Below are 23,820 nucleotides of genomic sequence, written 5' to 3'. Positions count from 1 at the left end.
TTTGGGTGGAATCTGCTTCTTCTTAGTTTTCCCGGTCAATCGCACCGGGCGCGAGGAGATGCCGTGTACCGCTGGTGTACCGACGAGGTCGAACCGCATGACCGCTTCGACTATTGGCGCGAAGTCCGGTCCAAGGGCCTGTTCGGCGTCACCGCCGAGCTCGCGCGCGAGCGACGCGCGGACTTCTACGGCGAATTCTCGCTGCGCCAGCTCGGCGGCGCCGGCCTCGTCGAGCTGAAGGCCTCGCACTATACGGTGGAGCGCAGCACCACCGACATCGCCTACGCGCCCAGCGACAGCATCTGCGTCTACCAGCAGCTCGGCAGCGGCGGCTGGTTCGGCGGCATGCGCGGCAGCGATTTTACGATCGCCAATGGCAGCTTCGCCACCAGCCATACCGACCTGCCCTATCGCACCGTCCCGCTCGGGGACGGCGGCTTCCACCTGCGGATCCTGAAGATCCCCGTGAGCAGCATCCCGGCGCAGGACAAGCGCATGCGCGAGCTGTCGGCCCGAGCGTTCAACGATCCCAGCCTGGCGCCCCTGCTCGGTGCCTGCTTTGCCGATCTCGATGAGGCGGCCGCAGCTGACGGCGGGGCCAACGGCGGGCAGGCCTCCTTGGCTCAGGCCTCCCTGGTTCAAGCCTCCTTGGTTCAAGCCTTGGCGCATCTGGCACTGATCGAGCGCGGCATCGTGCGGCCGGGTAGCCGGCTCGGACAGGCTGCCCTGCGGACAGCCCGCCTGTCGCAGGCGCGGCGCCTGATCGCGCGCCATCTGCAAAACCCGGACCTCACCCCTGCAATGGTCGCCGATCTGCTCGGTGTGTCCCTGCGGCACCTGCATATGCTGTTCGAGGCCGCCGAGAAGAGTTTTTCGCAGACCCTGACCGACGAGCGCCTCAAGCAGAGCCGCCGCCTGATGCGCGAGGCCCCCGAGCGGCTGATCGCCGACATCGCGACCTCTTGCGGCTTCGAGAGCCTGGCGACCTATTACCGGGTCTTCAACGCCGCCTATGGCATGGCCCCCGGCGACTTCCGTGCCCAGGGTCCGGAGGGGCGTTAGCTGCCGTTTTGGCGGCTCCGGCCAGTCCCGTGGGCTGGGCGGAAAAGCCCTGCCGCGCCCGCTATTTGGGCAAAAACCTCAGGTTTTTTAGGGTCTTCCCGCGCCTGCTCCATTGACTTTGGCCAATTCCCGCCTATGTTCCGGGGCGACGCGGCTCAGATCGAAGAGCGATTCCTGAGCCTTGCGCTTTGTTCGCGTGAGTCAGCACCCCCAGCTTCTTTGAGAGCGCGCCGTTTCGGGGTGGAGCGCGACCAGCCTTATTACCCTCGATTCCGAACGGCGGTTTCGACCAGAGGCTCAATGTCCTTTTCAAATCTCGGACTGTCCGAAAAAGTCCTCGCCGCAGTGGCGGCCACCGGTTACACCACCCCCACCCCCATCCAGGAACAGGCGATCCCCCACGTCCTCGCACGCAAGGACGTGCTCGGCATCGCCCAGACCGGCACCGGCAAGACCGCGGCCTTCGTGCTGCCGATGCTCACCATCCTCGAGAAGGGTCGCGCCCGGGCGCGCATGCCGCGCACGCTGATCCTCGAGCCGACCCGCGAGCTCGCGGCGCAGGTGAAGGAAAACTTCGACCGCTACGGCGCCGGCCAGAAGCTCAACGTCGCCCTCCTGATCGGCGGCGTCTCCTTCGGCGACCAGGATGCCAAGCTGATGCGCGGCGTCGACGTGCTGATCGCCACCCCGGGCCGCCTGCTCGACCATACCGAACGCGGCGGCCTGCTCCTCACCGGCGTCGAGCTGCTCGTCATCGACGAAGCCGACCGCATGCTGGACATGGGCTTCATTCCCGACATCGAGCGCATCTGCAAGCTCGTCCCCTTCACCCGGCAGACCCTGTTCTTCACCGCGACCATGCCGCCGGAAATCCGGCGCATCACCGAAGCCTTCCTGCACAATCCGCAGAAGGTCGAGGTCTCCCGGCCCGCCACCACCGCCGTCACCGTCACACAGGCCCAGGTGCCCGCCGGACGCGAGGCGCACGAGAAGCGCGAATTGCTTCGCCGCCTGCTGCGCGAGGCCAAGGATCTCCAGAACGCGATCATCTTCTGCAATCGCAAGCGCGAGGTCGCGATCGTTCACAAGTCGCTCCAGAAGCACGGCTTCAGCGTCGGCGCCCTGCATGGCGACATGGACCAGCCGGCCCGCATGGCCGCGCTCGACCAGTTCCGCAAGGGCGAGCTGCCGCTCCTCGTCGCCTCCGACGTCGCCGCCCGCGGCCTCGACATTCCCGAGGTCAGCCACGTCTTCAATTTCGACGTCCCCCACCACGCCGACGACTACGTCCACCGCATCGGCCGTACCGGCCGCGCCGGCCGCACCGGCACCGCGATCTCGATCGTGACGCCGCTCGACCAGAAGTCGATGGTGGCGATCGAAAAGCTGATCGGCCAGAGCATTCCGCGGGCCGAAGGCGATTTCGAAGTGCATGCGGATTCCGGTGAGCAGAGCGAGCGCTCGCGCGAGCCGCGCGGACGGGACCGCGAACGCTCCCGCAGTGGACGCGGCAAGCCGCAGCGCGGCGGTCGCGACCGTGAGCGCAGCCACGAGCCGCGCGAGGCGCGTGGCGAGGCAAGACACGCATCGGAAGCAAGGCCTTCGGCAGAAGCACGGCCCTCCCCCGAGGCAAGGCCTGCACGCGAGGCAAGGCCTCCGCGGGAAGCCCGGCAATCATCCGAACCGCGTCACGGCGCGCGCCAGCAGGCCAACAATTCGCATGTGCCGTCGATCGGCCGTCCCGAGCCGCGCCGCCAGCGCGAAGCCGACAGCGAGCCGGGCGATCATTCGCACCTGCCAGCCTTCCTGCTCCGGCCAGTGCGTTCGTCCCCCGCCGGCGCCTGAAGCGACAAGGCGCCTCAGGCCGGTTGAGCCGAGGCGCCCCACACTTGTTATGATGCATTGGCCACCGTATATTTACTGGCCGTTCACAATCGTCCGTTAGCCTACAAACATAATTTAAGCATTGCTGCGGTCGACGGCGCATCGACCGTCGTGGGGTATGTTCCGTGGTCAAGGTTCTCGACGAACACGAACGCACGATGGCGTTCGCCGAGGTAGCGCTCGGTCAGATCCGCTCGCTTCGCCAGACTGCAATTCCCCGCAATTACGAGATCTGGTACGTCTACGCCACCGGCTACAACGCTCCGCTCAACAAGATCGTCAACGAGACGCTGGCGCGCCACGGCAAGCTGACCGAAGCCGATCTCGAGCAGATCTACGAGACGTATCTTTCCCACATCAAGACCACCGACCGCATCGACAAGGTCGGCGCGCGTGTCATCGGCGAGATCGACGACGTAATGCGTGTTCTGAGCGATGCGCTCGGGATGACCGGCTCCTACGATGCCAGCCTGTCGGGCGCGTCCGAAAAGCTGTCGTCGGCCAAGAGCCGCGAGCAGATCAAGGCGATCGTCGAGACGCTGATGCGTTCGACCAGTGAGATGCGCGAGACCAACAAGGCGCTCGAAGACCGCCTGACGCTGTCGAAGAACGAGATCAGCAATCTCCAGCAGAGCCTCGAGGCGATCCGCGCCGAGAGCCTGACCGACCCGCTCACGGGCCTTGGCAACCGCAAATATTTCGACCGCATGATCGGCATGGCCGTGCAGAGCGCGCTCGCCTCGGGCGAGCCGCTGTCGCTGCTGCTGTTCGACATCGATCACTTCAAGTCGTTCAACGATTCCTACGGCCATCTCACCGGCGACCAGGTGCTTCGGCTCGTCGGCCTGTCGCTGAAGCAGACCATCAAGGGCCAGGACATCACCGCCCGCTACGGCGGCGAGGAATTCGCGGTGGTGCTGCCCAACACCGCGCTGCGCCAGGCCCTGACCGTCGCCGATCACATCCGCCGCGCGGTGATGGCGAAGGAGTTGAAGAAGAAATCGACCGGCGAGATTCTCGGTCGCGTCACCATCTCCGTCGGCGTCTCCATGCTCAAGCAGGGCGACGACACCGACGCGCTGATCGAGCGAGCGGACGCCTGCCTCTACGCCGCCAAGCGCAACGGCCGCAACCGCGTGATCTGCGAAGCCGATCCGGAATTCGCGGTCGAGAGCCACAGCCGGGTGGCGTGAGTTTTCAGCGGCTGCTGTAGGGTGAGCAAAGGCGCACCGCGCCGTGCCCACCAGCAATGCTTCCGATGGGGTGATGTCTGTTGGTGGGCACGCTTCGCTTTGCCCACCCTACGGCGCTGCCGCTTGACATTCTTCCCTGGCGAACAACATCTGAGGCTGCAATATCGGCCCCCCGCACCCGCGAGGACTTGTCGCCGTGCCCATCCCCCATGACTTCCATACGCCGCAACCGTCCTACACCAGGGACGACCTGCTGAGATCGAGCGAAGGCGGCTATTTCGGCCCGGGCAACGCGCAATTGCCGGCACCGCCGATGCTGATGATGGACCGCATCACCGAGATCAGCCTTGACGGTGGCGAATTCGGCAAGGGCCATATCGTCGGCGAACTGGACATCGCGCCCGGCCACTGGTTCTTCGATTGCCATTTCCGCGGCGACCCGGCGATGCCGCCCTGGGTCTCGACGCCATGTGGCAGATGATCGGCTATTGGCTCGGCTGGTCGGGCTCTCCGGGCAAGGGCCGCGCCATCGGCGTCGGCGACGTGGAGTGCACGGGCACCATCACACCCGACATCAAGAGCGTGCGCTACGAGGTCGCGATGCGCATGGTCCGGCGCGGCAAACTGGTGCTCGGAATTGCCGACGGTCGCGTGCTTGCGGACGGCGTATCTGTTTTTGTCGCGAAGGATATGCGCGTTGGCCTGACCAAGGCCGCGGACTGAAGTCTTGTAGGGTGGGCAAAGGCGCGTAGCGCCGTGCCCACCATCTCTCCAACACCGTTGTCCTGAGTGGTGGGCACGCTTCCGCCTTCGCTCAGCGAGCTACGGCGGACGAGTCGCTTTGCCCACCCTACCGCACCGTTCTCTTGGTTGCTTTCTTGGCCGAACGCTTCTTGGCAGCGGGCTTCTTCGCCGCCGCCTTTTTCGCAGGCTTCGCCGCCGCCTTCTTCCCCTTCGGCCGCTTCTTCACCTTGGCGCGCTGCGCGGCGGCAAGCGCCGCCCTCGCCCATTGGGCAAGCTCTGCGGAATCGTCGAACAGGCGTGCGGGCAGCTCCCAGTAGGAGTTGACCACCACGGTCTTGGCACGGGTCGAGTACTGGAACGGTTTTGAGCCTTCGGCTTCAAAGTCCGGGATGGTCACCTCGTCGGCGCGCAAGAACAGGCCGGCACGCAGCGACAGCGCGAAATTGGTGCCGTCGGCGGAGATGCCGTAGCCGGAGAACATTTTTCGGATGGTGACGGGACCGAAATCGGCGAACAGGTCGATCAGGAATTCGCGGTCCATGGCCCAACTCTCTCCCCACCGTCGTCCTGGCGAACGCCAGGACCCATTACCCGAGGGAGGAGTTTAGCGAAGACTGCCTACCGTGCCAGCGTTGGTACTGGCACCGCCCGTCATCGAGAGATCACGCGGTATGGGTCCTGGCTTTCGCCAGGACGACGGCGGAGCGATGGGCGCGAGCCGGGCCTACCCGTCGACCTTCGCCGGCCGCAGCTCGACCGACTCGCCGCAGCCGCAGGCGGAGACCTGGTTGGGGTTGTTGAAGACGAACTGGGCCTGCATCTTGTCGGCCTTGTAGTCCATCTCGGTGCCGAGCAGGAACAGCACGGCCTTGGGATCGACCAGGATCTTGACGCCCTTGTCCTCGACGACCTCGTCGGTCGGGCGGATCTCGTGGGCGTATTCGACCGTATAGGACTGGCCGGCGCAGCCGCCGTTCTTCACCCCGACTCGCAGGCCCACGATCTCCGAGTCCGCACGTTGGGTCAGCTCGGTGATGCGCTGGGCCGCGGCATCCGTCAGCCGCATCACCTGCGGGCGCGGCCGCCGGGGCTTCGGAGTGGATGCTGGTGTTACCTGTGTCATATCAGTGATGTGGTCCGTTGCGGCGCGAATTCAATGCCAGGGATTCAAAGCAAGCGTTTACGCGTCACCACATGTTGAGCACGAGGCGGGCCTCGTCGCTCATGCGCTCGGGCGACCACGGCGGTTCCCAGACGACCTTGACGTCGACCACGCCGACGCCGGGGACGCTGGCGACCGCGTTCTCGACCATGGTCGGCAGCTCGCCGGCGGCCGGACAGTTCGGCGTCGTCAGCGTCATCTGCACGTCGACGGAGCGGTCGTCCTTGATCTCGACCTTGTAGATCAGGCCGAGTTCGTAGATGTCGGCAGGGATCTCAGGGTCGAACACGGTCTTCAGCCCGGCAATGATCTCGCGGGTCAGCCGCTCGGTCTCCTCCGGCGGCAACGCCGAATGGGTCTCCATCGGATTGGCTTTGATTTCGGCCGTGTCACTCATGCGAACAAATCCCGCGCCTTCAGCAGCGCCTGTGCCAGATGATCGACTTCTTCCCGCGTATTATACATGCCGAACGAGGCCCGGCATGTCGCCGTGACGTTGAACCGCTCTAAAAGCGGCATGACGCAATGCGTGCCGGCGCGCACCGCGATGCCCTGGCGGTCGATCACGGTGGCGACGTCATGGGCATGGGCGCCCTTGAGCTCGAACGAGATCACCGGGCCCTTGCCGCGCGCGGTGCCGATCAGCCGCAGCGAGTTGATCTCGCGCAGCCGATCCTGGGCGTAGGTGACGAGGTCGTGCTCGTGCGCGGCGATGCGCTCCTTGCCGATCGAATTGACGTAGTCGATGGCAGCGCCAAGGCCGACGGCCTCGACGATCGCGGGCGTACCCGCCTCGAACTTGTGCGGGGGATCGCCATAGGTGACCACCTCGCGCGACACTTCACGGATCATCTCGCCGCCACCGTTGAAGGGGCGCATTGCGACGAGGTGATCATACTTGGCCCAGAGCACGCCGATGCCGGTCGGACCATAAACCTTGTGGCCAGTGAAGACGTAGAAGTCGCAGCCGATGTCCTGGACATCGACCGGAATATGCACCGCGCCCTGGCTGCCGTCGACCAGCACGGGAATGCCGCGGGCATGGGCGATCCTGACGACGTCCTTGACCGGCACGATGGTGCCGAGCGCGTTCGACATCTGCGTGATCGCGACCAGCTTGGTCTTCGATGTCAGCAGCTTCTCGAACTCGTCGATGAGGAAATTGCCCTCGTCGTCGACCGGCGCCCACTTGATCACGGCGCCCTGGCGTTCCCTCAGGAAATGCCAAGGCACGATGTTGGAGTGGTGCTCCATGATCGAGATGACGATCTCGTCGCCGTCCTTGATGTTCGGACCGCCCCAGGACGAGGCGACCAGATTGATCGCCTCGGTCGCGTTGCGGGTGAAAATCACTTCCTCGGTGCGCGAAGCATTGATGAACTGCGCGACCTTGGCGCGGCCGCCCTCATAGGCTTCCGTCGCGGCATTGGCGAGGTAGTGCAGGCCGCGATGCACGTTGGCGTATTCGCTCGTATAGGCCTGCGTCATGCGGTCGAGCACAGACTGCGGCTTCTGCGCGGAGGCTGCGTTGTCGAGATAGACGAGCGGCTTGCCGTAGACCTGCATGGCGAGCGCCGGAAAGTCCTGGCGCACGCGCGCCACGTCATAGGCGCCGTTCTTGACTGCCGGATGCGTGCTCATGACCGACGCTCCAGCCAGCGCTCGGCGATGCCGATCACGTGCTCGCGCAAACCGTCATCGGCGATCTGCTCGATCGCTTCGCCCACGAAGGCCTGGATCAGCAGCGCCTGGGCCTGCTTCTCCGGCAGGCCGCGCGCCTTCAGATAGAACAGCAGACTGTCATCGAGCGCGCCGGCGGTGGCGCCGTGGCCGCAGGAGACGTCGTCGGCAAAGATCTCGAGCTCGGGCTTGTTGTCGGCCTCGGCTTCGTCCGAGAGCAGCAGCGCACGGGTCATCATCTTGCCGTCGGTCTTCTGCGCGTTGGGACGGACGATGATGCGGCCCTGGAACACCGAATGGGCGCGATCGTCGATCACGGCGCGGAAGACCTCGCGGCTGACGCAGTTCGGCACGGCATGGTCGACCACCAGCGTGGTGTCGCCATGCTCGGTCTTCTGCAGCAGGTTCACCCCATTGGCCGAGAGCTCGCTGCCCTCGCCCGAGAACGTAATGAAGCCCTGCAGGCGGCTGACCGCCGCGCCGGTCGTCATGTTGAAGAAGTTGAGCTTCACGTTCGCACCGACCGTGACGAAATGCGAGGTGACGTTCAGCGCGTCCGGCGCATCGTCCATCAGGCGGATATGCGCGACGTCGGCGTCATCGCCGACCCAGAGGATCACCGCATCGTTGACCTGATAGCCGCCGGCCTTTCCGGCTGCGACGAAGCTCTCTACGACAGTGGCACGCACGCCCCTGCCAATCCGCAGATGCGAGCGGGTGAACGCGGACGCACCAGCCGCGGTCGCAACATGAATCACCTGGATCGGCGCGGACAAATGCGTGCCGTCAGCCACCGAGACCACGACGCCGTCCGTCGCCATGGCCGCGTTGAGCGAGATCACGGCATCGGTCGAGGCGGTCTGGAGGAGATCCCCGGTGGCGGGATTGGCCTCGTTCGTGAGAACCTCGCGCAGCGTCTTGATGCTGACCTCGGCGGCAAGCGCCTTCACATCGGAAAGATCGGCCGCGAACACGCCGTCGACCAGCACCAGCTTGCGGGCGCCCGCGATCGCATGCGCCTTCACGGCCTCCGCAGCACGCTTCAGCGCGGCGGCATCGGGGCTGGCAGCCAGCGGCAGCACCTCGCCGACCAGCGCGCGCAGATCGGTGTATTTCCATTCCTCGATCCGGCGATGCGGCAGGCCGAGACGCTCATAGGTCTCGAACGCCTCGCGGCGCACTGCTGCCACTCCCGGCGAACCCGGCAGGCGGCCTTCGGCGCTGGCGAAGAGATCGCTCACCGCGCGGCCGTTCCCGGTCTTTGCCACAGCAACGTTCATCGCAAATTTCCTTACGCGGCATCCTCGAACTGGGTATAGCCGGACGCTTCCAGCTCCAGCGCCAGATCCTTGCCGCCGCTCTTCACGACACGGCCCTTCGACATCACGTGCACGAAATCAGGCACGATGTAGTTCAGCAGCCGCTGATAGTGGGTGATGACGACCATCGCGCGCCCCGGCGAGCGCAGCGCGTTGACGCCGTCGGCTGCGATGCGCAGCGCGTCGATGTCGAGGCCGGAATCCATCTCGTCGAGGATGCACAGGCTCGGCTCGAACAGCGCCATCTGCAGCACCTCGTTGCGCTTCTTCTCGCCGCCGGAGAAGCCGACATTGACGCCGCGCTTGAGCATGTCCTGCGGGATGTTCAGCGACTTCGAGACCTCGCGGACCTTCTTCAGGAAGTCCGGTGTCGAATATTCGCTCTCGCCACGCGCCTTGCGCTGCGCGTTGAGCGCGGTGCGCAGGAACGTCATGGTGGCGACACCGGGAATCTCGACCGGATACTGGAACGCCAGGAACACGCCCTTGGCGGCGCGCTCGTCCGGGTCCATCTCGAGGAGGTCCTCGCCCTTGAACAGGATCTGGCCGTCGGTGACCTCGTAGCCGGGCTTGCCGGCGATGACGTGCGAGAGCGTCGACTTGCCGGAGCCGTTCGGCCCCATGATCGCGTGCACCTCGCCCTCGTTCACGGTCAACGTCAGCCCGTGGAGGATCTCACGCTCCTCGACACGAACCTTCAGGTCTTTCACTTCAAGCAAAGCCATCTTGGTATCCAGTCTATTCAATTGATGTTGGAGCGCCGAAGCGCGCCGCTGGGGTCGGCAATCAGCCGACCGACCCTTCCAGCGAGATCGAGATCAGCTTCTGCGCTTCCACCGCGAATTCCATCGGCAGCTGCTGCAGCACGTCCTTGACGAAGCCGTTGACGACGAGGCCGACCGCTTCTTCCTGCGAAAGACCGCGCTGGATGCAGTAGAACAGCACGTCCTCGGAGATCTTCGATGTGGTCGCCTCGTGCTCGAACGTTGCCGAGGAGTTCTTGGCCTCGATGTACGGCACCGTGTGCGCGCCGCATTTGTCGCCGATCAGCAAGGAATCGCAGGCGGTGAAGTTGCGCGCGCCGGTCGCTTTCCGATGCGCGGTGACGAGACCACGATAGGTGTTCTGCGACTTGCCGGCGGCGATGCCCTTGGAGATGATGCGGCTCGACGTGTTCTTGCCGAGATGGATCATCTTGGTGCCGCTATCGACCTGCTGGAAGCCGTTCGAGATCGCGATCGAGTAGAACTCGCCGCTAGAATTATCACCGCGGAGAATGCAGCTCGGATATTTCCAGGTGATCGCCGAACCAGTCTCGACCTGGGTCCAGGAGATCTTGGAATTGGCACCGCGGCAGTCGCCACGCTTCGTGACGAAATTGTAGATGCCGCCCTTGCCTTCCGAATTGCCGGGATACCAGTTCTGCACCGTCGAATATTTGATCTCGGCGTCATCGAGCGCAACGAGCTCGACCACGGCGGCGTGCAGCTGATTCTCGTCGCGCTGCGGCGCGGTGCAGCCTTCGAGATAGGAGACGTAGGAGCCCTTGTCGGCGATGATCAGCGTACGCTCGAACTGGCCGGTGTTGCGCTCGTTGATGCGGAAATAGGTCGACAGCTCCATCGGACAGCGCACGCCCGGCGGCACGTAGACGAACGAGCCGTCGGAGAACACCGCCGAATTCAGCGTTGCGTAGAAATTGTCCGAGGTCGGAACCACCGAACCCAGATATTTCTGCACCAGTTCAGGGTGCTCGCGGATCGCCTCCGAGATCGGCATGAAGATCACGCCGGCCTTCTTCAGCTCCGCCTTGAACGTGGTCGCAACCGAGACCGAATCGAAGACAGCATCGACCGCGATCTTGCGGCGCGCCGGATCTTCCTCGCCCACCTTCGGCTCGACGCCTTCGAGCATGGCGACTTCGCGCAAGGGGATGCCGAGCTTCTCGTAGGTCTTCAGGATCTCCGGATCGATCTCGTCCAGAGACGAGACCGACTTCTTCGGCTTCGGCGCCGCGTAGTAATAGAGGTCCTGGAAGTCGATCTTGGGGTACTCGACGCGCGCCCAGGTCGGCTCGGTCATGGTCAGCCAGCGCCGATAGGCTTCCAGCCGCCACTGGAGCATCCAGGCGGGCTCGTTCTTTTTCTGTGAGATGAATTTTACGATCTCTTCCGACAGACCCTTCGGGGCCTTTTCGGAGTCGATGAGGGTTTCAAACCCATAACGATACTGGTCGACGTCGATGCGCTTCACGCGCTCGACCGTCTCTTGTACGGCTGGCATTCCATCCTCCGCTCGCGGTTTCAAGGACCGCGGTGGATCAAACTTGGACGAGTATTACGATGTTTCTGGGCGGAAAGCACGTGCTTAGAACCGTTCAAGCCGTGTTTCGTCACCTTAGCCTTTAAGTAGGGTATTACCGAGCTTTCGCCAAGCCTCTAACGCCCTGTTTATGTCCTCAGGTTCCGTGGACCAGCCCAGACTGAGACGCACCGCTCCCTGCGCCGCCGCGGGGTCGTACCCCATGGCCGACAGCACATGGGATGGCTGGACCTTTCCCGAGGAACAGGCCGAGCCGGAGGACACTGCGACCCCCTCGAGGTCAAAGCCGATCACGGCGGTCTCGGCCTTGAGGCCGCGCGCCGTGAACAGAGTGGTATTGGGTAACCGCGCCGCATCATCCGAGAAGATCGTCGCCCCGGCGATCGCCCTGATGCCATTTTCTAAGCGATCTCTGAGAGTTGCCATGCGTTCCACATCCTCCGGCAGAGCCTGAAGCGCAGCCTTCACGGCCGCGCCGAAGCCGGCAATGCCCGCGACATTCTCGGTTCCGGCCCGCCGGTTGAGCTCCTGTCCGCCCCCTCTCAGCAACGGCTCCAGTCCCGCAATCCCCTCCGCCACGACCAGCGCGCCGACCCCCTTGGGACCGCCGATCTTGTGTGCAGAAAAGGTCGCAAGGTCCGCGCCTACCGCGCTGATATTGAAAGCTATTTTTCCGATGGCCTGGATCGCATCGACGTGCAGGAGGCCGCCCGTCTCGTGAACGATCCGGGCGGCCTCCGCGACCGGCTGGAGCGCGCCGGTCTCGTTATTGGCCGCCATGATCGAGACCAGCGCAGGCGGACCGTCCTGGAGCTGCGCCTTCAGATCATCGAGATCGACCACGCCGGCGCGCGTCACCCTGACATGGCCCACCTTGTCCGCAGGGAACCGGCCGCCCGACAGCACCGAGGCGTGCTCGATCGCCGAGACCAGCAGCCGCTCGACCGGCCCCCCGGACGGGCCCCGCAGTCCGGGCGACAGCGCCAGCGCATTGGCCTCGGTGCCAGCGGAGGTGAAGACCACATTCCGCGGCAGCCCGCCGACCGCAGCGGCAAGCGCGGCGCGGGCGTCCTCGACCAGCCGCCGCGCCTCCCGCCCCTCGGCATGGACCGAGGAGGGATTGCCGAGCAGGTCCCAGGCGGAGATCATCGCCGCCCGCGCCTCGGGGCGCAGCGGCGTGGTCGCATTCCAATCGAGATAAACGCGGCTCGGCATGGCGCCCTCTTAGCACCTTTTGCCATCGCGCCAATCGGCCGCCGGCGCGCATCAGGCCGGCTGCTGCTGCGCAATCCCGCCAGGGGATCGGACCTCCATCCGCAGCCCGAACAGCGGCCGCAGCCATGCAATCCGCCGCGCGACCTCGTAGGTGACGAGACAAGTGAGCGCGGTGCCCGATATAACCAGGGCGGCTTCGCTTCCGGCTGACAGCCCGCTGTCCCGTAGCGCGTGGGCGATCACAATGATCGCGGTCTGATGCACGATGTAATAGGGAAAGATCGCATCGGTGAGATAGCGGCGCACGGAACCATCGGCCGTCATCAAATGGCGCCGCGCAAAGCCGAGCACAGCGGCCATCGCGACCCATTGGTAGCAGCCATAGACCGAGCCAGAGAACCATCTCAGCATCGACGACCGCGGAAACATGCCGGCCCAAACGAGGATGATGGCGGCGAAGCAAGCGGCCGCAACGGCCAACGCCACCCACCGTTGCCGTTCGATGTCGCGCCAGATCCCGTCCTGGCGCGCGAGCAGGAAGCCGATCAGGAACGCGGTGGCATAGTCGGCATGGTTGTACCAGTCGCCGAACAGCGCATGCGTTGACGGAAAGACCGGAAACAAGAACAACCGCCAGGCTGCGAACAGCAGGCACGGCAGCACCAGCAGCCACGGTCCGGCGAACACGCGCGCCAGCCTCTCACCAACCCAGTCTGCGGCAGCCGGCCACAACGCCAGCACGCCGGCCACGGCCATTGTGTAGACCCAGAGATAGACCACGAACCAAAGATGGTTCCAGGTCGGCTGCACGATGCAGGGAGTCGGGCAGAACTGCGCGCTGAACGCGAGGTAGTGCTGGACGTAGAAATCGGCAAAGCCTTGGAGATAAGAACTTTGGGGATAGCCGAGGCTCTCGACGATCTGGAGATAGGACTGCGGCGGCACGATCACGAGCATGCCGAAGGCCAGCGGGATCAGGAGCCGCGCCGACCGAGCGCGGGCGAAGGCCGCGAGCTGGTACTTGCCCAGCATGAAGCGGCTGGCGACGCCTGAGACCAGGAACAGGAGCGACAGCCGCCAGGGATTGAGAAGCAGCATCACCGGCTCGAGCCAGACCAACCGATGCACGCTCTTGATGTGAAATCCCCAGGACACGTAGAGCATGCCGACATGGTAGAAGATCAAGAGCCCGAAGGCTAAAATCCGCACCCAATCCAGATCGATGCGTCGTTCCCGGGCTGAAAGTTGCTGCGGTGTTGACATGGTTCTCTGCTCCCTGACGGCACGACAAACCCGGTTTTCGGGCCATGGCTGAGAGCCAAAATGCTCCCGAAACGGAGCGCGTCGAGACGGTTTGGGATCAGGACCGGGCGCGACGGGATGAGGCGTCGGCTGCCGGGACGAGCGGTTGGCGCCGCGGGATCAGTCGTGGCGACTGGACGATGCTCGGAGCGATCGCGGCGGTCGCGCTTGCCATCGGCATCGTCAACGCGCTCTCCGGCGCGCAGGACGCCGCCTGGCGTGGCGACAGCTCCGATGTCGGCCGGCGGCTATTCTGGGAGCTGTCGAGCATCATCGTCATCCTGCTCCTGGTGCCGATCCTTGTTTTGGCCGTCCGGCGCATGCGGCAGGCACCAAGCCTGGCGGCGCGTGCGGGAATCGGGGCGGTCGCCCTGCTCGGCTTCTCCGCCCTCCACATCACCGGCATGGTGTGGCTCCGGAAACTGGCGCTCTGGCTCGCGGGAAGTGCCTACGACTTCCATTTCTCGCTCGCGACGGTCTTGTACGAGTTCCGCAAGGATGCCGTGACCGCCTTCCTGCTTGGCGCAACGCTATGGCTGATCGAAAGCCGGCGCGAGTTTAGGAAGGCCGCACTCGCGGCCGCATCCATGCAGGGCGCTCCGCCGGAGCAACCCTCCCCCGATCTGATCTGGCTTCGGGACGGCACAAGCCGCATTCGCGTCGCCCCTCGCGACATCCTGTGGGTCGCCTCCGCCGGCAACTACATCGAATACAGCCTCGCCAACGGCACGCAGCACCTGATCCGGGGCACGCTTGCAGCGACAGAAAGCGAACTGGCCCGCTTCGCCATCGTGCGCGTTCACCGAACCAGGCTTGCCAATCTGGGCCGGGTGAGCGGTGTGGAGTTCAAGCCGTCTGGGGACTTCGAGCTCACATTCGACAACGGCCAGACGCTTGGCGGCAGCCGCCGCTACCGCCCCTCGGTCGCCTCGCTCGGAGGCCGCACCGCCTCTGTGTGAATCGTCCCGGCGTCGCGCATCAATCGATAAAAAGACGTGATTTCAATTGGTTATAGCACAGTAGACAAGCCTGACGGAGGCGAGCGAGCCGGCACGTGACACCGAAATGACGCTCTAAGCTCTTGAGCACATTGAGAGATGTCGAAGATGCTTGCTTTTTGCCCCGCAGCCTATGTTAGAACGCGCCCGTCAAGTCACCGCGCGCCGTTTGCGCATCACCGCGAGGCGCACGCCTTCTCATCCTTCATTCGCGCTTTCGTCGGCATCGCTGTCGATGAGGCCACAATCGGTTGATTGCCGAGGATCCTCGCTCCAGCACATCAATCAAGAGACCATCAATGCCTGAAGTCATTTTCGCCGGCCCCGCCGGCCGTCTCGAAGGCCGCTATCACCCGGCCAAGCAGAAGAACGCGCCGATCGCGATGATCCTGCACCCGCATCCGCAGTTTCACGGCACGATGAACCATCAGATCGTGTACCAGTGCTACTATGCCTTTGCGCATCGCGGCTTCTCGGTGCTGCGCTTCAATTTCCGCGGCGTCGGCCGCAGCCAGGGGTCGTTCGACCACGGCACCGGCGAATTGTCGGATGCGGCGGCAGCCCTCGACTGGGCGCAGACCATCAATCCCGAAGCGCGCGCCTGCTGGGTCGCCGGCTTCTCCTTCGGCGCCTGGATCGGCATGCAGCTCCTGATGCGCCGTCCCGAGGTCGAGGGCTTCATCTCGATCGCGCCGCCGGCCAACCTCTACGACTTCTCGTTCCTTGCGCCCTGCCCGTCCTCGGGCCTGATCGTGCATGGCGAGAAGGACGCGGTGGTGCCGCCCAAGGACGTCAACACGCTGGTCGAGAAGCTGAAGACGCAGAAGGGCATCGTGATCGACCAGCAGGTCATCCCCGGCGCCAACCATTTCTTCGACGCCAAGCTCGAGCCGCTGATGGAAACCATCACGGCGTATCTGGACATGCGTCTCGCCAACGTGCGCTGAGGCGCAATGTTTTGAGCATGACCTTATCGGAAAACCGCTTCGCACTTTTCCGGATCATGCTCTAAGCCAGCTTCAGCGCGACGATCCCCATCAAGACGAGCGCGATGCCTGCAAGCTTCATCGCGCTCAAGCTCTCGCCGAACAGCACGACGCCCATGACGAAGGTGCCGGCAGCTCCAATGCCGGTCCACACCGAATAGGCGACGCCGACCTCGAGCACCTTCAGCGCCCGCCCCAGCAGGAAGACGAAGGCAGCGAGCAGCACCAGCGAGGCGATGCTCCAGCCCACGCGCGTGTAGCCTTCCGCGTATTTCATCGAGATCGCCCAACCGACATCGAGCGCGCCGGCGATCACCAGCATCATCCAGGCCACAGAGGACGACATCGGCGCGCTCAGGCCGCGAGCTTGAGCAGATGCGCGTCGTGGCGGACGAGGAAGGCGCGCAGCAATTGCGGATAGTCCGCGCCGACTGCAGTGCGGACGCTCGGACGTTTCGCGAGCTCGGTGCGCCAGGCGCGGACCTTCGGCACATCCGTGAAGATGCCGTGCTCGGTCAATTCGTCGAACAGATCGAAATAGCGGAAGATCGGCGCGAACACCGCATCGACGAGACTGAACGCATTGCCCGTGAAGAACGGCCCTGCGCCGAGCGCCGCCTCGACACGCGCGAATTTCGCTGCGAGCGCCTGGCGCTTGGTCTCAAAGGTCGCCGGATCCGTCGTCGTCTCCAATCCCCAGAGATCGCCGAGGATCGCCGAGCCGAACTCCATCCAGGCACGGTGCTCGGCACGCTTCAACGCATCGGCCGGATGCAACTTCGCGCCGGCTTGCGTCTCCTCGATGTACTCGCAGATCACGTTGCTCTCGAACAGCGCGACCTCGCCCTTCTCCGTCGTCACCACCAGCACAGGCACCTTGCCGAGCGGCGACAGTTTGAGAAACCAGTCCGGCTTGTTGGCGAGATCGATGTCGATCCGCTCGAACGGCACGCCCTTCTCCTTCAGCGCGATCACGGCGCGCTGCACATAGGGACAAAGCTTGTGGCTGATCAGTTTCAGTGAAGCGGTCATGGCGGCGATCCCGGCGGTTCGATGCAACTGCATCCAATATAGATGCAGTTGCATGCACTCGTCAAGGTCGATGCATCTGCATTAACCGCCCTTGCCTCAGGGCCGCGCGATCACCCCGCCGGTCATCGGCATCGGCACGCCCGTGGTCGCCGGATAGGACAGCGGCAGGCCCTTCAGGCCGCGGGCGGCCAGGAAGCCGAAGGCCTGCGCCTCGATGGCGTCGGAGGCCCAGCCGAGCGTCTCTGCGGCCTCGACGGTGGCCGAGCCCACCCGCGCCCGCAGCATGCGCAGCATGGTGAGGTTGCGGGCGCCGCCGCCACAGACGATCCAGCTGCGCGGCCGGCGTGGCAGCAGCGGGATGATTCGGGCGATCGCAGCAGCGGTGAAGGCAGTCAGTGTGGCTGCGCCGTCGGCCGGCGGCACGTCGCCAAGCTTGAGCGCGGCAAAGTCGTTGCGATCGAGCGATTTCGGCGGCGGGCTTGCGAAGAACGGCAATTCCAGCGCACGGCCGATCCAGGCTTCATCCGCCTTGCCGAGTGCCGCGAACTTGCCTTCCGCGTCGAAGGCCTGATTCATGGTGCGGTACATGAAGTCGTCGAGCAGCGCGTTGCCCGGCCCGGTGTCGCAGGCGATCAGCGTGTCGTTACCGTCGACATAGGTGATGTTGGAGACGCCGCCGATATTGACCACGACGATAGGCCCCTCGCGCTCCAGCGAATTGGCCAGCGCCCGGTGGTAGACCGGTACGAACGGCGCGCCCTGCCCGCCAGCCTCGACGTCGGCGGCGCGGAAGTCGTGCATCACGGGGATATGGATCGCCCTGGCCAGCGCCGGCGCATCGCCGATCTGCACCGTCAGCCGCTTCTCGGGCCGGTGCAGCACGGTCTGGCCGTGGAAACCGACGATGTCGATGTCCTCCGGCCTCATCCGGTTCTGGGCGACGAAGGCGGCGACCGCCTCCGCATGCGCCAGCGTCACCACGCGTTCGGCCTCGGCCAGGATCCCCGGCCGGGCGTCGCGCTGCGTCAAGTTTACCGCCTCGCTCAGCGCCAGGCGCAGCAGGTTGCGCTCCGCCGGGCTATAGGGCCGGTAGCCGGACGGCCCGAACGCCTTCACCTGCTTTCCGTCGGTTTCGATCAGCGCGACATCCACCCCGTCCAGCGAGGTGCCGCTCATCAAACCGAGTGCCGTCAACATCATGGATCAGCGTCCTCAACAGATCCCCTCCGGCATGCCGATCTTGTGCCAGAGGGACACATCTTATAATGCCACAGCGCCAAGTGGCGGGCAGCAACCGAGTTCCCACGGAAGACACTTAAATTGCTCCCGAAACAGTAAACCAAGAATTGTCAGGCACGCCGACAGATGACTGCATTTAAATCGGATTTCCTCAACACCCTGCAGGAACGTGGATTCATCCACCAGTGCTCCGATTTCGAGGGGCTCGACGCCCTCGCCGCCAAGGGCGAGGCGACCGCCTATGTCGGCTACGATTGCACCGCCCGCTCGCTGCATATCGGCAACTATTTGACCATGATGATGCTGCACTGGCTGCAGCAGTCCGGCAACAAGCCGATCACGCTGATGGGCGGCGGCACCACCATGGTCGGCGATCCCTCCGGCAAGGACGAGACGCGCGCGATGCGCACCATCGCCGAGATCGAGGCCAACAAGGAATCGATCCGCGGCGTGTTCGCGAAGGTGCTCCACTATGGCAGTGGTGCGAGCGACGCCATCATGCTCGACAATGCGGAGTGGCTGACCAAGCTGAACTGGATCGAGATGCTGCGCGACGTCGGCCGGCACTTCTCGGTCAACCGCATGCTGACCATGGACTCCGTGCGCCTGCGCCTCGAGCGCGAGCAGGAGATGAGCTTCATCGAGTTCAACTACATGGTCTGCCAGGCCTACGACTTCGTCGAGCTCGCCAAGCGCACCGGCTGCAAACTGCAGATGGGCGGCTCCGATCAGTGGGGCAACATCATCATGGGCGTCGATCTCGGCCGCCGCATGGGCACCCATCAGCTGTTCGCGCTGACGACGCCGCTGCTGACGACGGCATCGGGCGCCAAGATGGGCAAGACCGCGCAAGGCGCGGTCTGGCTCAACGCTGACCAGTTCTCGCCTTATGATTTCTGGCAGTACTGGCGCAACACCGAGGACGCCGACGTCGGCAAGTTCCTGAAACTGTTCACGACGCTGCCGATGGCTGAGATCAAGAAGCTCGAGGCGCTCGGCGGCTCGGAGATCAACGAGGCCAAGAAGGTGCTCGCGACCGAGGCGACCGCGCTGCTGCACGGCCGCGACGCAGCAAACGAAGCGGCTGAAACCGCGCGCCGTACTTTTGAGGAAGGCGCGCTCGCAGAGAGTCTCCCGACCGTGGAAATTCCGCGCGGCGAACTCGACGCCGGCCTCGGCGTGCTCAACGCCTTCGTCAAGGCGGGCTTGGTTGCCTCCAATGGCGAAGCGCGGCGCCAGATCAAGGGCGGCGGCCTGCGCGTCAACGACGCGCCTGTCACCGACGAGAAGATGGCGCTGTCGGTGGCCAACCTGACGCCGGAAGGCGTGGTCAAGCTGTCCTTCGGCAAGAAGAAGCACGTCCTCATCAAGCCTGCATAGGCGTATGAGCTTTTGATGCTTGTCAGGGCGCGCCGAAGCGCGCTCCCTGACCGGCAATGGACCAGAACACGCCCAAGGAAGTGTCCAAGAACGAAAGTGCGGCGTCACCGCAGGGTGCCGTGCGCATCGCGCTCACCGTGCTCGCGCTCTGCTTCACGCTGGCCGTGCTCGGACGCGGGCTCGGCGACAGCTTCACGGTGTTCCTGAAGCCGATCTCCGAAAGTTTTGGCTGGGACCGCGCACAGATCGTTTCGGTCTATTCACTCACCTGGCTCGCGAGCGGCCTCACCGCCCCCTTCGTCGGACGCCTGTTCGACCATTCCGGACCGCGCATCGTCTATGCGCTCGGCCTGCTGCTGCTCGGCGCTGCGTTCCTGATCGCGGCCCACGCGCAACATCTCTGGCAGTTCCAGCTCTCGATCGGCCTCTGCGTCGGCATCGGCATCGCCTTCATCGGCATCGTGCCGAACTCGATCCTGCTCGGCCGCTGGTTCGGGCCGCGCCTGCCGACCGCGATGTCGGTGGTGTATTCGGCGATGGGCGGCGGCGTGCTGGCACTGTTGCCGGCCTCGCAGCTCCTGATCGACCACATCGGCTGGCGCGGCACCTATCAGCTGTTCGGCTTTACGGCGCTGGCCTTGCTGCTCCCGCTCATGCTGCTGCCGTGGCGCCTGTTCGCTGCGGGCTCGCCGCATGTCGTGAAGAAGACCGATCCTGATTTCGTCGACAACGGCTGGACGCTGCTTCGCGCGATGCGCCACCACGCTTTCTGGGCGCTGTTCTCGACCTTCTTCTTCACCGCCGTCGGCATGTATGCGATCGCTGCGCAGATCGTGGCCTATCTGATCGATGCCGGCTTTCCGCCGCTCCAGGCCGCGACCGCCTGGGGCTTCTCCGGCGTCGTTCTGGTGTTCGGGATGCTCGGCGTCTCCGCGCTCGACGGGCTGATCGGACGCCGGCCGTCTGTGCTGCTGAGCTACGCGATCTCGATCCTCGGCATCGTCCTGCTCTGGCTCCTGCAGTATTCACCGAACATTCTTCTGCTCACCGGTTTCGTCGTCTGCTTCGGCAGCATGATGGGTTCGCGCGGTCCGCTGATCAGCGCGACCGCGATGCGGATTTTCCAGGGCAAGCGCGTGGGCACCATCTACGGCACTATCTCGATCGGCAGTGGGCTCGGCTCGGCGTTCGGCTCCTGGAGCGGCGGCCTGATCCATGACGCGACCCACGGCTACAACGCGCTACTCGCCTTCGCACTTGCGAGCGTTGTGCTCGGGATGATCCCGTTCCTGATCGTGCCCGCTTTGCGGCGCTAGGTATCTCAGAGGTAACCTGATCGCACTCGCGCCACCGGAAAATTACGGATGGGACCGGTGCGAATACGCGCAAAAAATACGGACTGCACGCGGCTGAAACCCCAGCCTGCGGTGTTTTGTCCGACATGACAAAAATGTCAGCGCGAAATTTATCCTGGGTGGCTTGCGAGGAGGAACCGAATGCGGTCCAAGTCGCTACATTGGATGGAGGGCAAACCAATGGACTTTCCTTTTCTCTCTCGCTTGCAACCGGTTCTTCTGAGCCTGTTTCGCTTCATCACCGGCCTCTTGCTGTTCCAGTACGGCATCGCCAAGCTGTTCAAGTTCCCGCCTGTGCCGATGTTCGCGAAAGTCGAACTGATGTCACTCTACGGCGCGGCCGGGACGCTCGAACTGGTGGTTGGCGGCCTGTTGATGATCGGCCTGTTCACGCGCCTCGCCGCTTTCATCCTCTCGGGTGAAATGGCCTTCGCCTACTTCATGGGCCACATGTTCAGGGGCGATGCGCCGGTGTTCCTGCCGCTGCTCAATGGCGGCACCGCAGCGATCCTGTTCTGCTTCGCCTGCCTCTACCTGTCGGCCGCCGGCGGCGGTCCGATCAGCGTCGATGCCGCGATGGGCAAGGAGAGCGGCGCAGCCGGCGGCGCGTTCGCGCGGCGCTAAGGCGCCGCCCACAGATCACCACGCAAGCAGGACGGCACCGGCAGACCCGCCGGTGCCGTTTCAGCGTGTCCCCAGCACGTTCCAGATCAGAACGAGGGCCGCGACGAGCAGCACGGACATGATGATGCGATGAACGAATCGATTCATTGCGGGTCCGGCCCTGCTCCGTAGCCACCAAAATCCAAGATCGATTTTCCCTGGAGTCCGCAGCGGCGGACGCCAGAACACGCCGATTTGCTTGCAGGATTGCGCATCCGGCTGCGAAAGGTGTTGCGCGCGGCAGCGCGTCGCACGCGTCCATTCATGATTGGTAAGAACTTCATGCTACCGACGCGAGCAATAACAACCATTCGTAGAGGCCGCGATGAAGCTGCTCAGCCATCTGAAGATCCGCACCAAGCTCGCCAGCATGGTCTGCCTCGCGGCGCTCACGGTGACGGCCATCATCGGCGTATCGGCCGTGCTCAGCAAGAGCCGCATGATGGAGGATCGCGTCCAGCAGATGCGGACCGCGGTGGAGCTGCTCTACAACTACGCCCAATCGCTCCAGGACGAGGTCGCCGCCGGCAAGCTGACGCAGGCCGAGGCCAAGGCCCAGTTCCACCAGCGCGGCCGCCGCATGAGCTTCAACGGCGGCCAGGGCTACCCCGTCGTCTACAATCCCGACACCTCGCTGTTCGTGAACGGCGCCAATCAGCAGCTTGAAGGCAAGATCACCGGCGCGACCGACTCCAACGGCGTTCTCATCGCCGACGCCATTCTCAACGCGGCCAATCAGAATGCGCAGGGCGGCGTGGCCTCCTATCTCTATCCCCGCCCCGGCCAGACCGAGCCCGTGCGCAAGACCGTGTTCACGCGCAAATTCGCTCCCTGGAACGTGACGATCAGCTACGGCCTCTATGTCGACGACATCGACGCCGACGTGCGCGCGCTGACGCTGGAGCTGGCCGCGATCGGCGTCGGCCTGATGCTGCTGATGGCGACGCTGTCCTGGCTGATCGCCCGTGACGTGCTCGGCGCGCTCGACCGCCAGAAGAACCGCATGCAGGAGATCTCCGAAGGCGCCATCGACAGGCCGGTCGAGGAGACCGATCGCGGCGACGAGATCGGCCGTATGGCCGAGACGCTCGAAGTCCTGCGTCAGACCGCGCTGACGGCGCGCAATCTGGAGGCCGAGCAGGTCGCTACCAAGTCGCGCAGCGAGCAGGAAAAGCGCGAGGCTCTGATCGCGCTTGCCGACCGCTTCGATGCCTCGGTCGGCCAGCTCGTCGGCCTGATGGCCTCCGGCTCCGGTGCGCTCGAGACCACCGCCAAGTCGATGTCCTCGACCGCCGAAGGCACCAACCGCCGCGCCGCCGTGGTCGGCTCGGCCGCCAATGAGGCCAGCCAGCGCGTCCAGACCGTGGCCGCTGCCGCCGAAGAGCTCTCCTCCTCCATCACCGAGATCAGCCGCCAGGTCGCGCAATCGGCTGAAGTCACGGGACGCGCCGTGGACAGCGCCCGCCGCACCGACACCATCGTGCGCGCACTCTCGGACGGCGCCCAGCAGATCGAGCACGTCGCCGAGCTGATCTCCAACATCGCGGCCCAGACCAACCTGCTCGCGCTCAATGCCACCATCGAGGCCGCCCGCGCCGGCGAAGCCGGCCGCGGCTTTGCCGTCGTCGCCTCCGAAGTGAAGTCGCTGGCGAGCCAGACCGCAGAGGCCACCCGCGAGATCGGCGACAAGATCGCGCAGATCCAGGGCGCCACCAAGGAAGCGGTGGACGCCATCGGCGGCATCACCGCCACCATCGAGGAGGTCAGCCGGATCGCGACCTCGATTGGAGCTGCCATCGAGGAGCAAGGCGCCGCCACCGCCGAGATCGCCCGCAGCGTCTCGCAGACCGCGGAGGCGACCAAGGAGGTCACCACCAATATCGGCGGCGTCTCCACGGCCGCCAACGAGACCGGCAACGCCGCCGGCATGGTGCTCGCCGCAGCCAGCAGCCTCTCCAAGCAGGCCGAGCAGCTCTCCGGCGAAGTCGGCACATTCCTGAAAGGCGTGCGCGCGGCGTGAGCCGCGCGACATCCATGGCGCGAACACGACGATGCATCGACGAATCGATGCATCGGTTAAGCCGGCGCTCGATCGCGTAAACGCGATCACGATCCATATCTTTCTTGGACACGTCGCCGCAGGCGTCGGCCTCACGCCTGCATATGCGTGTCCACGGCTGCGCGGATTGCGGCGCGCCTGAACGCACCATCCCCTGCGTTCAGGAATGGTAAGAACTTCCTGATACGGCTGCGCGAGAACAAGCATTCTACAACCGTTCCCGAG

General features: G+C 64.7%; 21 protein-coding genes and 1 pseudogene. 10 read left to right on the top strand and 12 right to left on the bottom strand.

Going from position 1 to position 23,820, the window contains the following annotated elements:
- Positions 1-63: 63 nt before the first annotated feature.
- From ACVJ19_RS28665 to fabA, 4 genes and pseudogenes are all read left to right on the top strand, one after another.
- Entirely contained in the window at positions 64-1,062 is a 999-nt protein-coding gene (locus ACVJ19_RS28665; protein ID WP_453952545.1) for a helix-turn-helix transcriptional regulator, read from the top strand.
- A gap of 300 nt (positions 1,063-1,362) precedes the next feature.
- The gene (locus tag ACVJ19_RS28660) at positions 1,363-2,907 is read left to right on the top strand and encodes a DEAD/DEAH box helicase (protein WP_453952544.1); all 1,545 of its coding nucleotides are present in this window, start codon (positions 1,363-1,365) and stop codon (positions 2,905-2,907) included.
- Positions 2,908-3,071: 164 nt separating this feature from the next.
- Complete coding sequence (locus ACVJ19_RS28655) at positions 3,072-4,139, top strand: GGDEF domain-containing protein (protein WP_453952543.1); 1,068 nt, start codon at positions 3,072-3,074, stop codon at positions 4,137-4,139.
- 196 nt (positions 4,140-4,335) lie between these two features.
- Positions 4,336-4,862, top strand: a pseudogene (gene fabA / locus ACVJ19_RS28650) (bifunctional 3-hydroxydecanoyl-ACP dehydratase/trans-2-decenoyl-ACP isomerase).
- A 127-nt stretch (positions 4,863-4,989) separates the two neighbouring features.
- Here the strand turns inward: fabA and ACVJ19_RS28645 are convergent.
- From ACVJ19_RS28645 to ACVJ19_RS28605, 9 genes are all read right to left on the bottom strand, one after another.
- Positions 4,990-5,424, bottom strand: coding sequence for a TfoX/Sxy family protein (locus ACVJ19_RS28645; RefSeq protein WP_453952542.1), 435 nt, complete (start codon positions 5,422-5,424; stop codon positions 4,990-4,992).
- A gap of 183 nt (positions 5,425-5,607) precedes the next feature.
- Entirely contained in the window at positions 5,608-6,006 is a 399-nt protein-coding gene (locus ACVJ19_RS28640; protein WP_453952541.1) for a HesB/IscA family protein, read from the bottom strand.
- 64 nt (positions 6,007-6,070) lie between these two features.
- Complete coding sequence (locus tag ACVJ19_RS28635; protein ID WP_018641712.1) at positions 6,071-6,442, bottom strand: SUF system Fe-S cluster assembly protein; 372 nt, start codon at positions 6,440-6,442, stop codon at positions 6,071-6,073.
- Complete coding sequence (locus ACVJ19_RS28630) at positions 6,439-7,686, bottom strand: cysteine desulfurase (RefSeq protein ID WP_453952539.1); 1,248 nt, start codon at positions 7,684-7,686, stop codon at positions 6,439-6,441. Before ACVJ19_RS28630 ends, ACVJ19_RS28635 begins: the two co-directional genes overlap by 4 nt.
- On the bottom strand, positions 7,683-9,005 hold the full coding sequence (sufD, locus tag ACVJ19_RS28625) for a Fe-S cluster assembly protein SufD (RefSeq protein WP_453952538.1): 1,323 nt from the start codon (positions 9,003-9,005) through the stop codon (positions 7,683-7,685). The genes ACVJ19_RS28630 and sufD overlap by 4 nt, the downstream gene beginning before the upstream one ends.
- Before the next feature lie 11 nt (positions 9,006-9,016).
- Positions 9,017-9,769, bottom strand: a complete 753-nt coding sequence (sufC, locus tag ACVJ19_RS28620) for a Fe-S cluster assembly ATPase SufC (RefSeq protein ID WP_453952536.1) — start codon at positions 9,767-9,769, stop codon at positions 9,017-9,019.
- A 61-nt stretch (positions 9,770-9,830) separates the two neighbouring features.
- Positions 9,831-11,327, bottom strand: coding sequence for a Fe-S cluster assembly protein SufB (gene sufB, locus ACVJ19_RS28615; protein ID WP_453952535.1), 1,497 nt, complete (start codon positions 11,325-11,327; stop codon positions 9,831-9,833).
- 114 nt (positions 11,328-11,441) lie between these two features.
- A complete protein-coding gene (locus ACVJ19_RS28610; RefSeq protein ID WP_453952533.1) occupies positions 11,442-12,581 on the bottom strand; it encodes a cysteine desulfurase family protein in 1,140 nt (379 codons plus the stop codon).
- 51 nt (positions 12,582-12,632) lie between these two features.
- On the bottom strand, positions 12,633-13,844 hold the full coding sequence (locus ACVJ19_RS28605; RefSeq protein WP_453952532.1) for an acyltransferase family protein: 1,212 nt from the start codon (positions 13,842-13,844) through the stop codon (positions 12,633-12,635).
- 179 nt (positions 13,845-14,023) lie between these two features.
- Here ACVJ19_RS28605 and ACVJ19_RS28600 point away from each other — a divergent pair, with 179 nt between their 5' ends.
- Both ACVJ19_RS28600 and ACVJ19_RS28595 read left to right on the top strand, forming a co-directional pair.
- Positions 14,024-14,842 (top strand): LytTR family DNA-binding domain-containing protein, encoded by an 819-nt coding sequence (locus tag ACVJ19_RS28600; protein ID WP_453952530.1) that lies wholly within the window; start codon positions 14,024-14,026, stop codon positions 14,840-14,842.
- A 338-nt stretch (positions 14,843-15,180) separates the two neighbouring features.
- On the top strand, positions 15,181-15,828 hold the full coding sequence (locus ACVJ19_RS28595; RefSeq protein WP_008143006.1) for an alpha/beta hydrolase: 648 nt from the start codon (positions 15,181-15,183) through the stop codon (positions 15,826-15,828).
- Positions 15,829-15,889: 61 nt separating this feature from the next.
- On the opposite strand, the gene ACVJ19_RS28590 is transcribed toward ACVJ19_RS28595, so the two are convergent.
- From ACVJ19_RS28590 to ACVJ19_RS28580, 3 genes are all read right to left on the bottom strand, one after another.
- Positions 15,890-16,213, bottom strand: coding sequence for a DMT family transporter (locus ACVJ19_RS28590; protein ID WP_453952529.1), 324 nt, complete (start codon positions 16,211-16,213; stop codon positions 15,890-15,892).
- Between the two features lie 8 nt (positions 16,214-16,221).
- Positions 16,222-16,899: a glutathione S-transferase family protein gene (locus ACVJ19_RS28585; protein ID WP_453952528.1), complete on the bottom strand. Its 678-nt coding sequence runs from the start codon at positions 16,897-16,899 to the stop codon at positions 16,222-16,224.
- A gap of 96 nt (positions 16,900-16,995) precedes the next feature.
- Positions 16,996-18,099: an anhydro-N-acetylmuramic acid kinase gene (locus ACVJ19_RS28580; RefSeq protein ID WP_453952527.1), complete on the bottom strand. Its 1,104-nt coding sequence runs from the start codon at positions 18,097-18,099 to the stop codon at positions 16,996-16,998.
- A gap of 165 nt (positions 18,100-18,264) precedes the next feature.
- Between ACVJ19_RS28580 and tyrS the strand changes: the two genes are divergently transcribed.
- From tyrS to ACVJ19_RS28560, 4 genes are all read left to right on the top strand, one after another.
- Positions 18,265-19,518 (top strand): tyrosine--tRNA ligase, encoded by a 1,254-nt coding sequence (gene tyrS / locus ACVJ19_RS28575; protein ID WP_453952526.1) that lies wholly within the window; start codon positions 18,265-18,267, stop codon positions 19,516-19,518.
- Between the two features lie 56 nt (positions 19,519-19,574).
- Complete coding sequence (locus ACVJ19_RS28570) at positions 19,575-20,834, top strand: MFS transporter (RefSeq protein WP_453952525.1); 1,260 nt, start codon at positions 19,575-19,577, stop codon at positions 20,832-20,834.
- Between the two features lie 219 nt (positions 20,835-21,053).
- Positions 21,054-21,497 (top strand): DoxX family protein, encoded by a 444-nt coding sequence (locus tag ACVJ19_RS28565; protein ID WP_453952524.1) that lies wholly within the window; start codon positions 21,054-21,056, stop codon positions 21,495-21,497.
- Positions 21,498-21,861: 364 nt separating this feature from the next.
- A complete protein-coding gene (locus tag ACVJ19_RS28560) occupies positions 21,862-23,556 on the top strand; it encodes a methyl-accepting chemotaxis protein (protein WP_453952523.1) in 1,695 nt (564 codons plus the stop codon).
- Positions 23,557-23,820: the final 264 nt, after the last annotated feature.

This window comes from Bradyrhizobium sp. USDA 376, from assembly GCF_054063675.1.
Note: the sequence above shows the minus strand (reverse complement) of the source record. Positions and strands in the feature narration are given on the sequence as shown.

What these genes read in the sequence shown, in the direction of transcription:
- ACVJ19_RS28660 (WP_453952544.1), top strand. Translation starts at nt 1,363, where the DNA reads ATGTCCTTTTCAAATCTCGGACTGTCCGAAAAAGTCCTCGCCGCAGTG.
- ACVJ19_RS28590 (WP_453952529.1), bottom strand. Translation starts at nt 16,213, where the DNA reads ATGTCGTCCTCTGTGGCCTGGATGATGCTGGTGATCGCCGGCGCGCTC.
- ACVJ19_RS28595 (WP_008143006.1), top strand. Translation starts at nt 15,181, where the DNA reads ATGCCTGAAGTCATTTTCGCCGGCCCCGCCGGCCGTCTCGAAGGCCGC.
- ACVJ19_RS28565 (WP_453952524.1), top strand. Translation starts at nt 21,054, where the DNA reads ATGGACTTTCCTTTTCTCTCTCGCTTGCAACCGGTTCTTCTGAGCCTG.
- sufB (WP_453952535.1), bottom strand. Translation starts at nt 11,327, where the DNA reads ATGCCAGCCGTACAAGAGACGGTCGAGCGCGTGAAGCGCATCGACGTC.
- ACVJ19_RS28645 (WP_453952542.1), bottom strand. Translation starts at nt 5,424, where the DNA reads ATGGACCGCGAATTCCTGATCGACCTGTTCGCCGATTTCGGTCCCGTC.
- tyrS (WP_453952526.1), top strand. Translation starts at nt 18,265, where the DNA reads ATGACTGCATTTAAATCGGATTTCCTCAACACCCTGCAGGAACGTGGA.
- ACVJ19_RS28635 (WP_018641712.1), bottom strand. Translation starts at nt 6,442, where the DNA reads ATGAGTGACACGGCCGAAATCAAAGCCAATCCGATGGAGACCCATTCG.
- ACVJ19_RS28610 (WP_453952533.1), bottom strand. Translation starts at nt 12,581, where the DNA reads ATGCCGAGCCGCGTTTATCTCGATTGGAATGCGACCACGCCGCTGCGC.
- ACVJ19_RS28600 (WP_453952530.1), top strand. Translation starts at nt 14,024, where the DNA reads ATGCTCGGAGCGATCGCGGCGGTCGCGCTTGCCATCGGCATCGTCAAC.
- ACVJ19_RS28630 (WP_453952539.1), bottom strand. Translation starts at nt 7,686, where the DNA reads ATGAGCACGCATCCGGCAGTCAAGAACGGCGCCTATGACGTGGCGCGC.
- sufC (WP_453952536.1), bottom strand. Translation starts at nt 9,769, where the DNA reads ATGGCTTTGCTTGAAGTGAAAGACCTGAAGGTTCGTGTCGAGGAGCGT.
- ACVJ19_RS28605 (WP_453952532.1), bottom strand. Translation starts at nt 13,844, where the DNA reads ATGTCAACACCGCAGCAACTTTCAGCCCGGGAACGACGCATCGATCTG.
- ACVJ19_RS28640 (WP_453952541.1), bottom strand. Translation starts at nt 6,006, where the DNA reads ATGACACAGGTAACACCAGCATCCACTCCGAAGCCCCGGCGGCCGCGC.
- ACVJ19_RS28560 (WP_453952523.1), top strand. Translation starts at nt 21,862, where the DNA reads ATGAAGCTGCTCAGCCATCTGAAGATCCGCACCAAGCTCGCCAGCATG.
- ACVJ19_RS28570 (WP_453952525.1), top strand. Translation starts at nt 19,575, where the DNA reads ATGGACCAGAACACGCCCAAGGAAGTGTCCAAGAACGAAAGTGCGGCG.
- ACVJ19_RS28580 (WP_453952527.1), bottom strand. Translation starts at nt 18,099, where the DNA reads ATGATGTTGACGGCACTCGGTTTGATGAGCGGCACCTCGCTGGACGGG.
- sufD (WP_453952538.1), bottom strand. Translation starts at nt 9,005, where the DNA reads ATGAACGTTGCTGTGGCAAAGACCGGGAACGGCCGCGCGGTGAGCGAT.
- ACVJ19_RS28585 (WP_453952528.1), bottom strand. Translation starts at nt 16,899, where the DNA reads ATGACCGCTTCACTGAAACTGATCAGCCACAAGCTTTGTCCCTATGTG.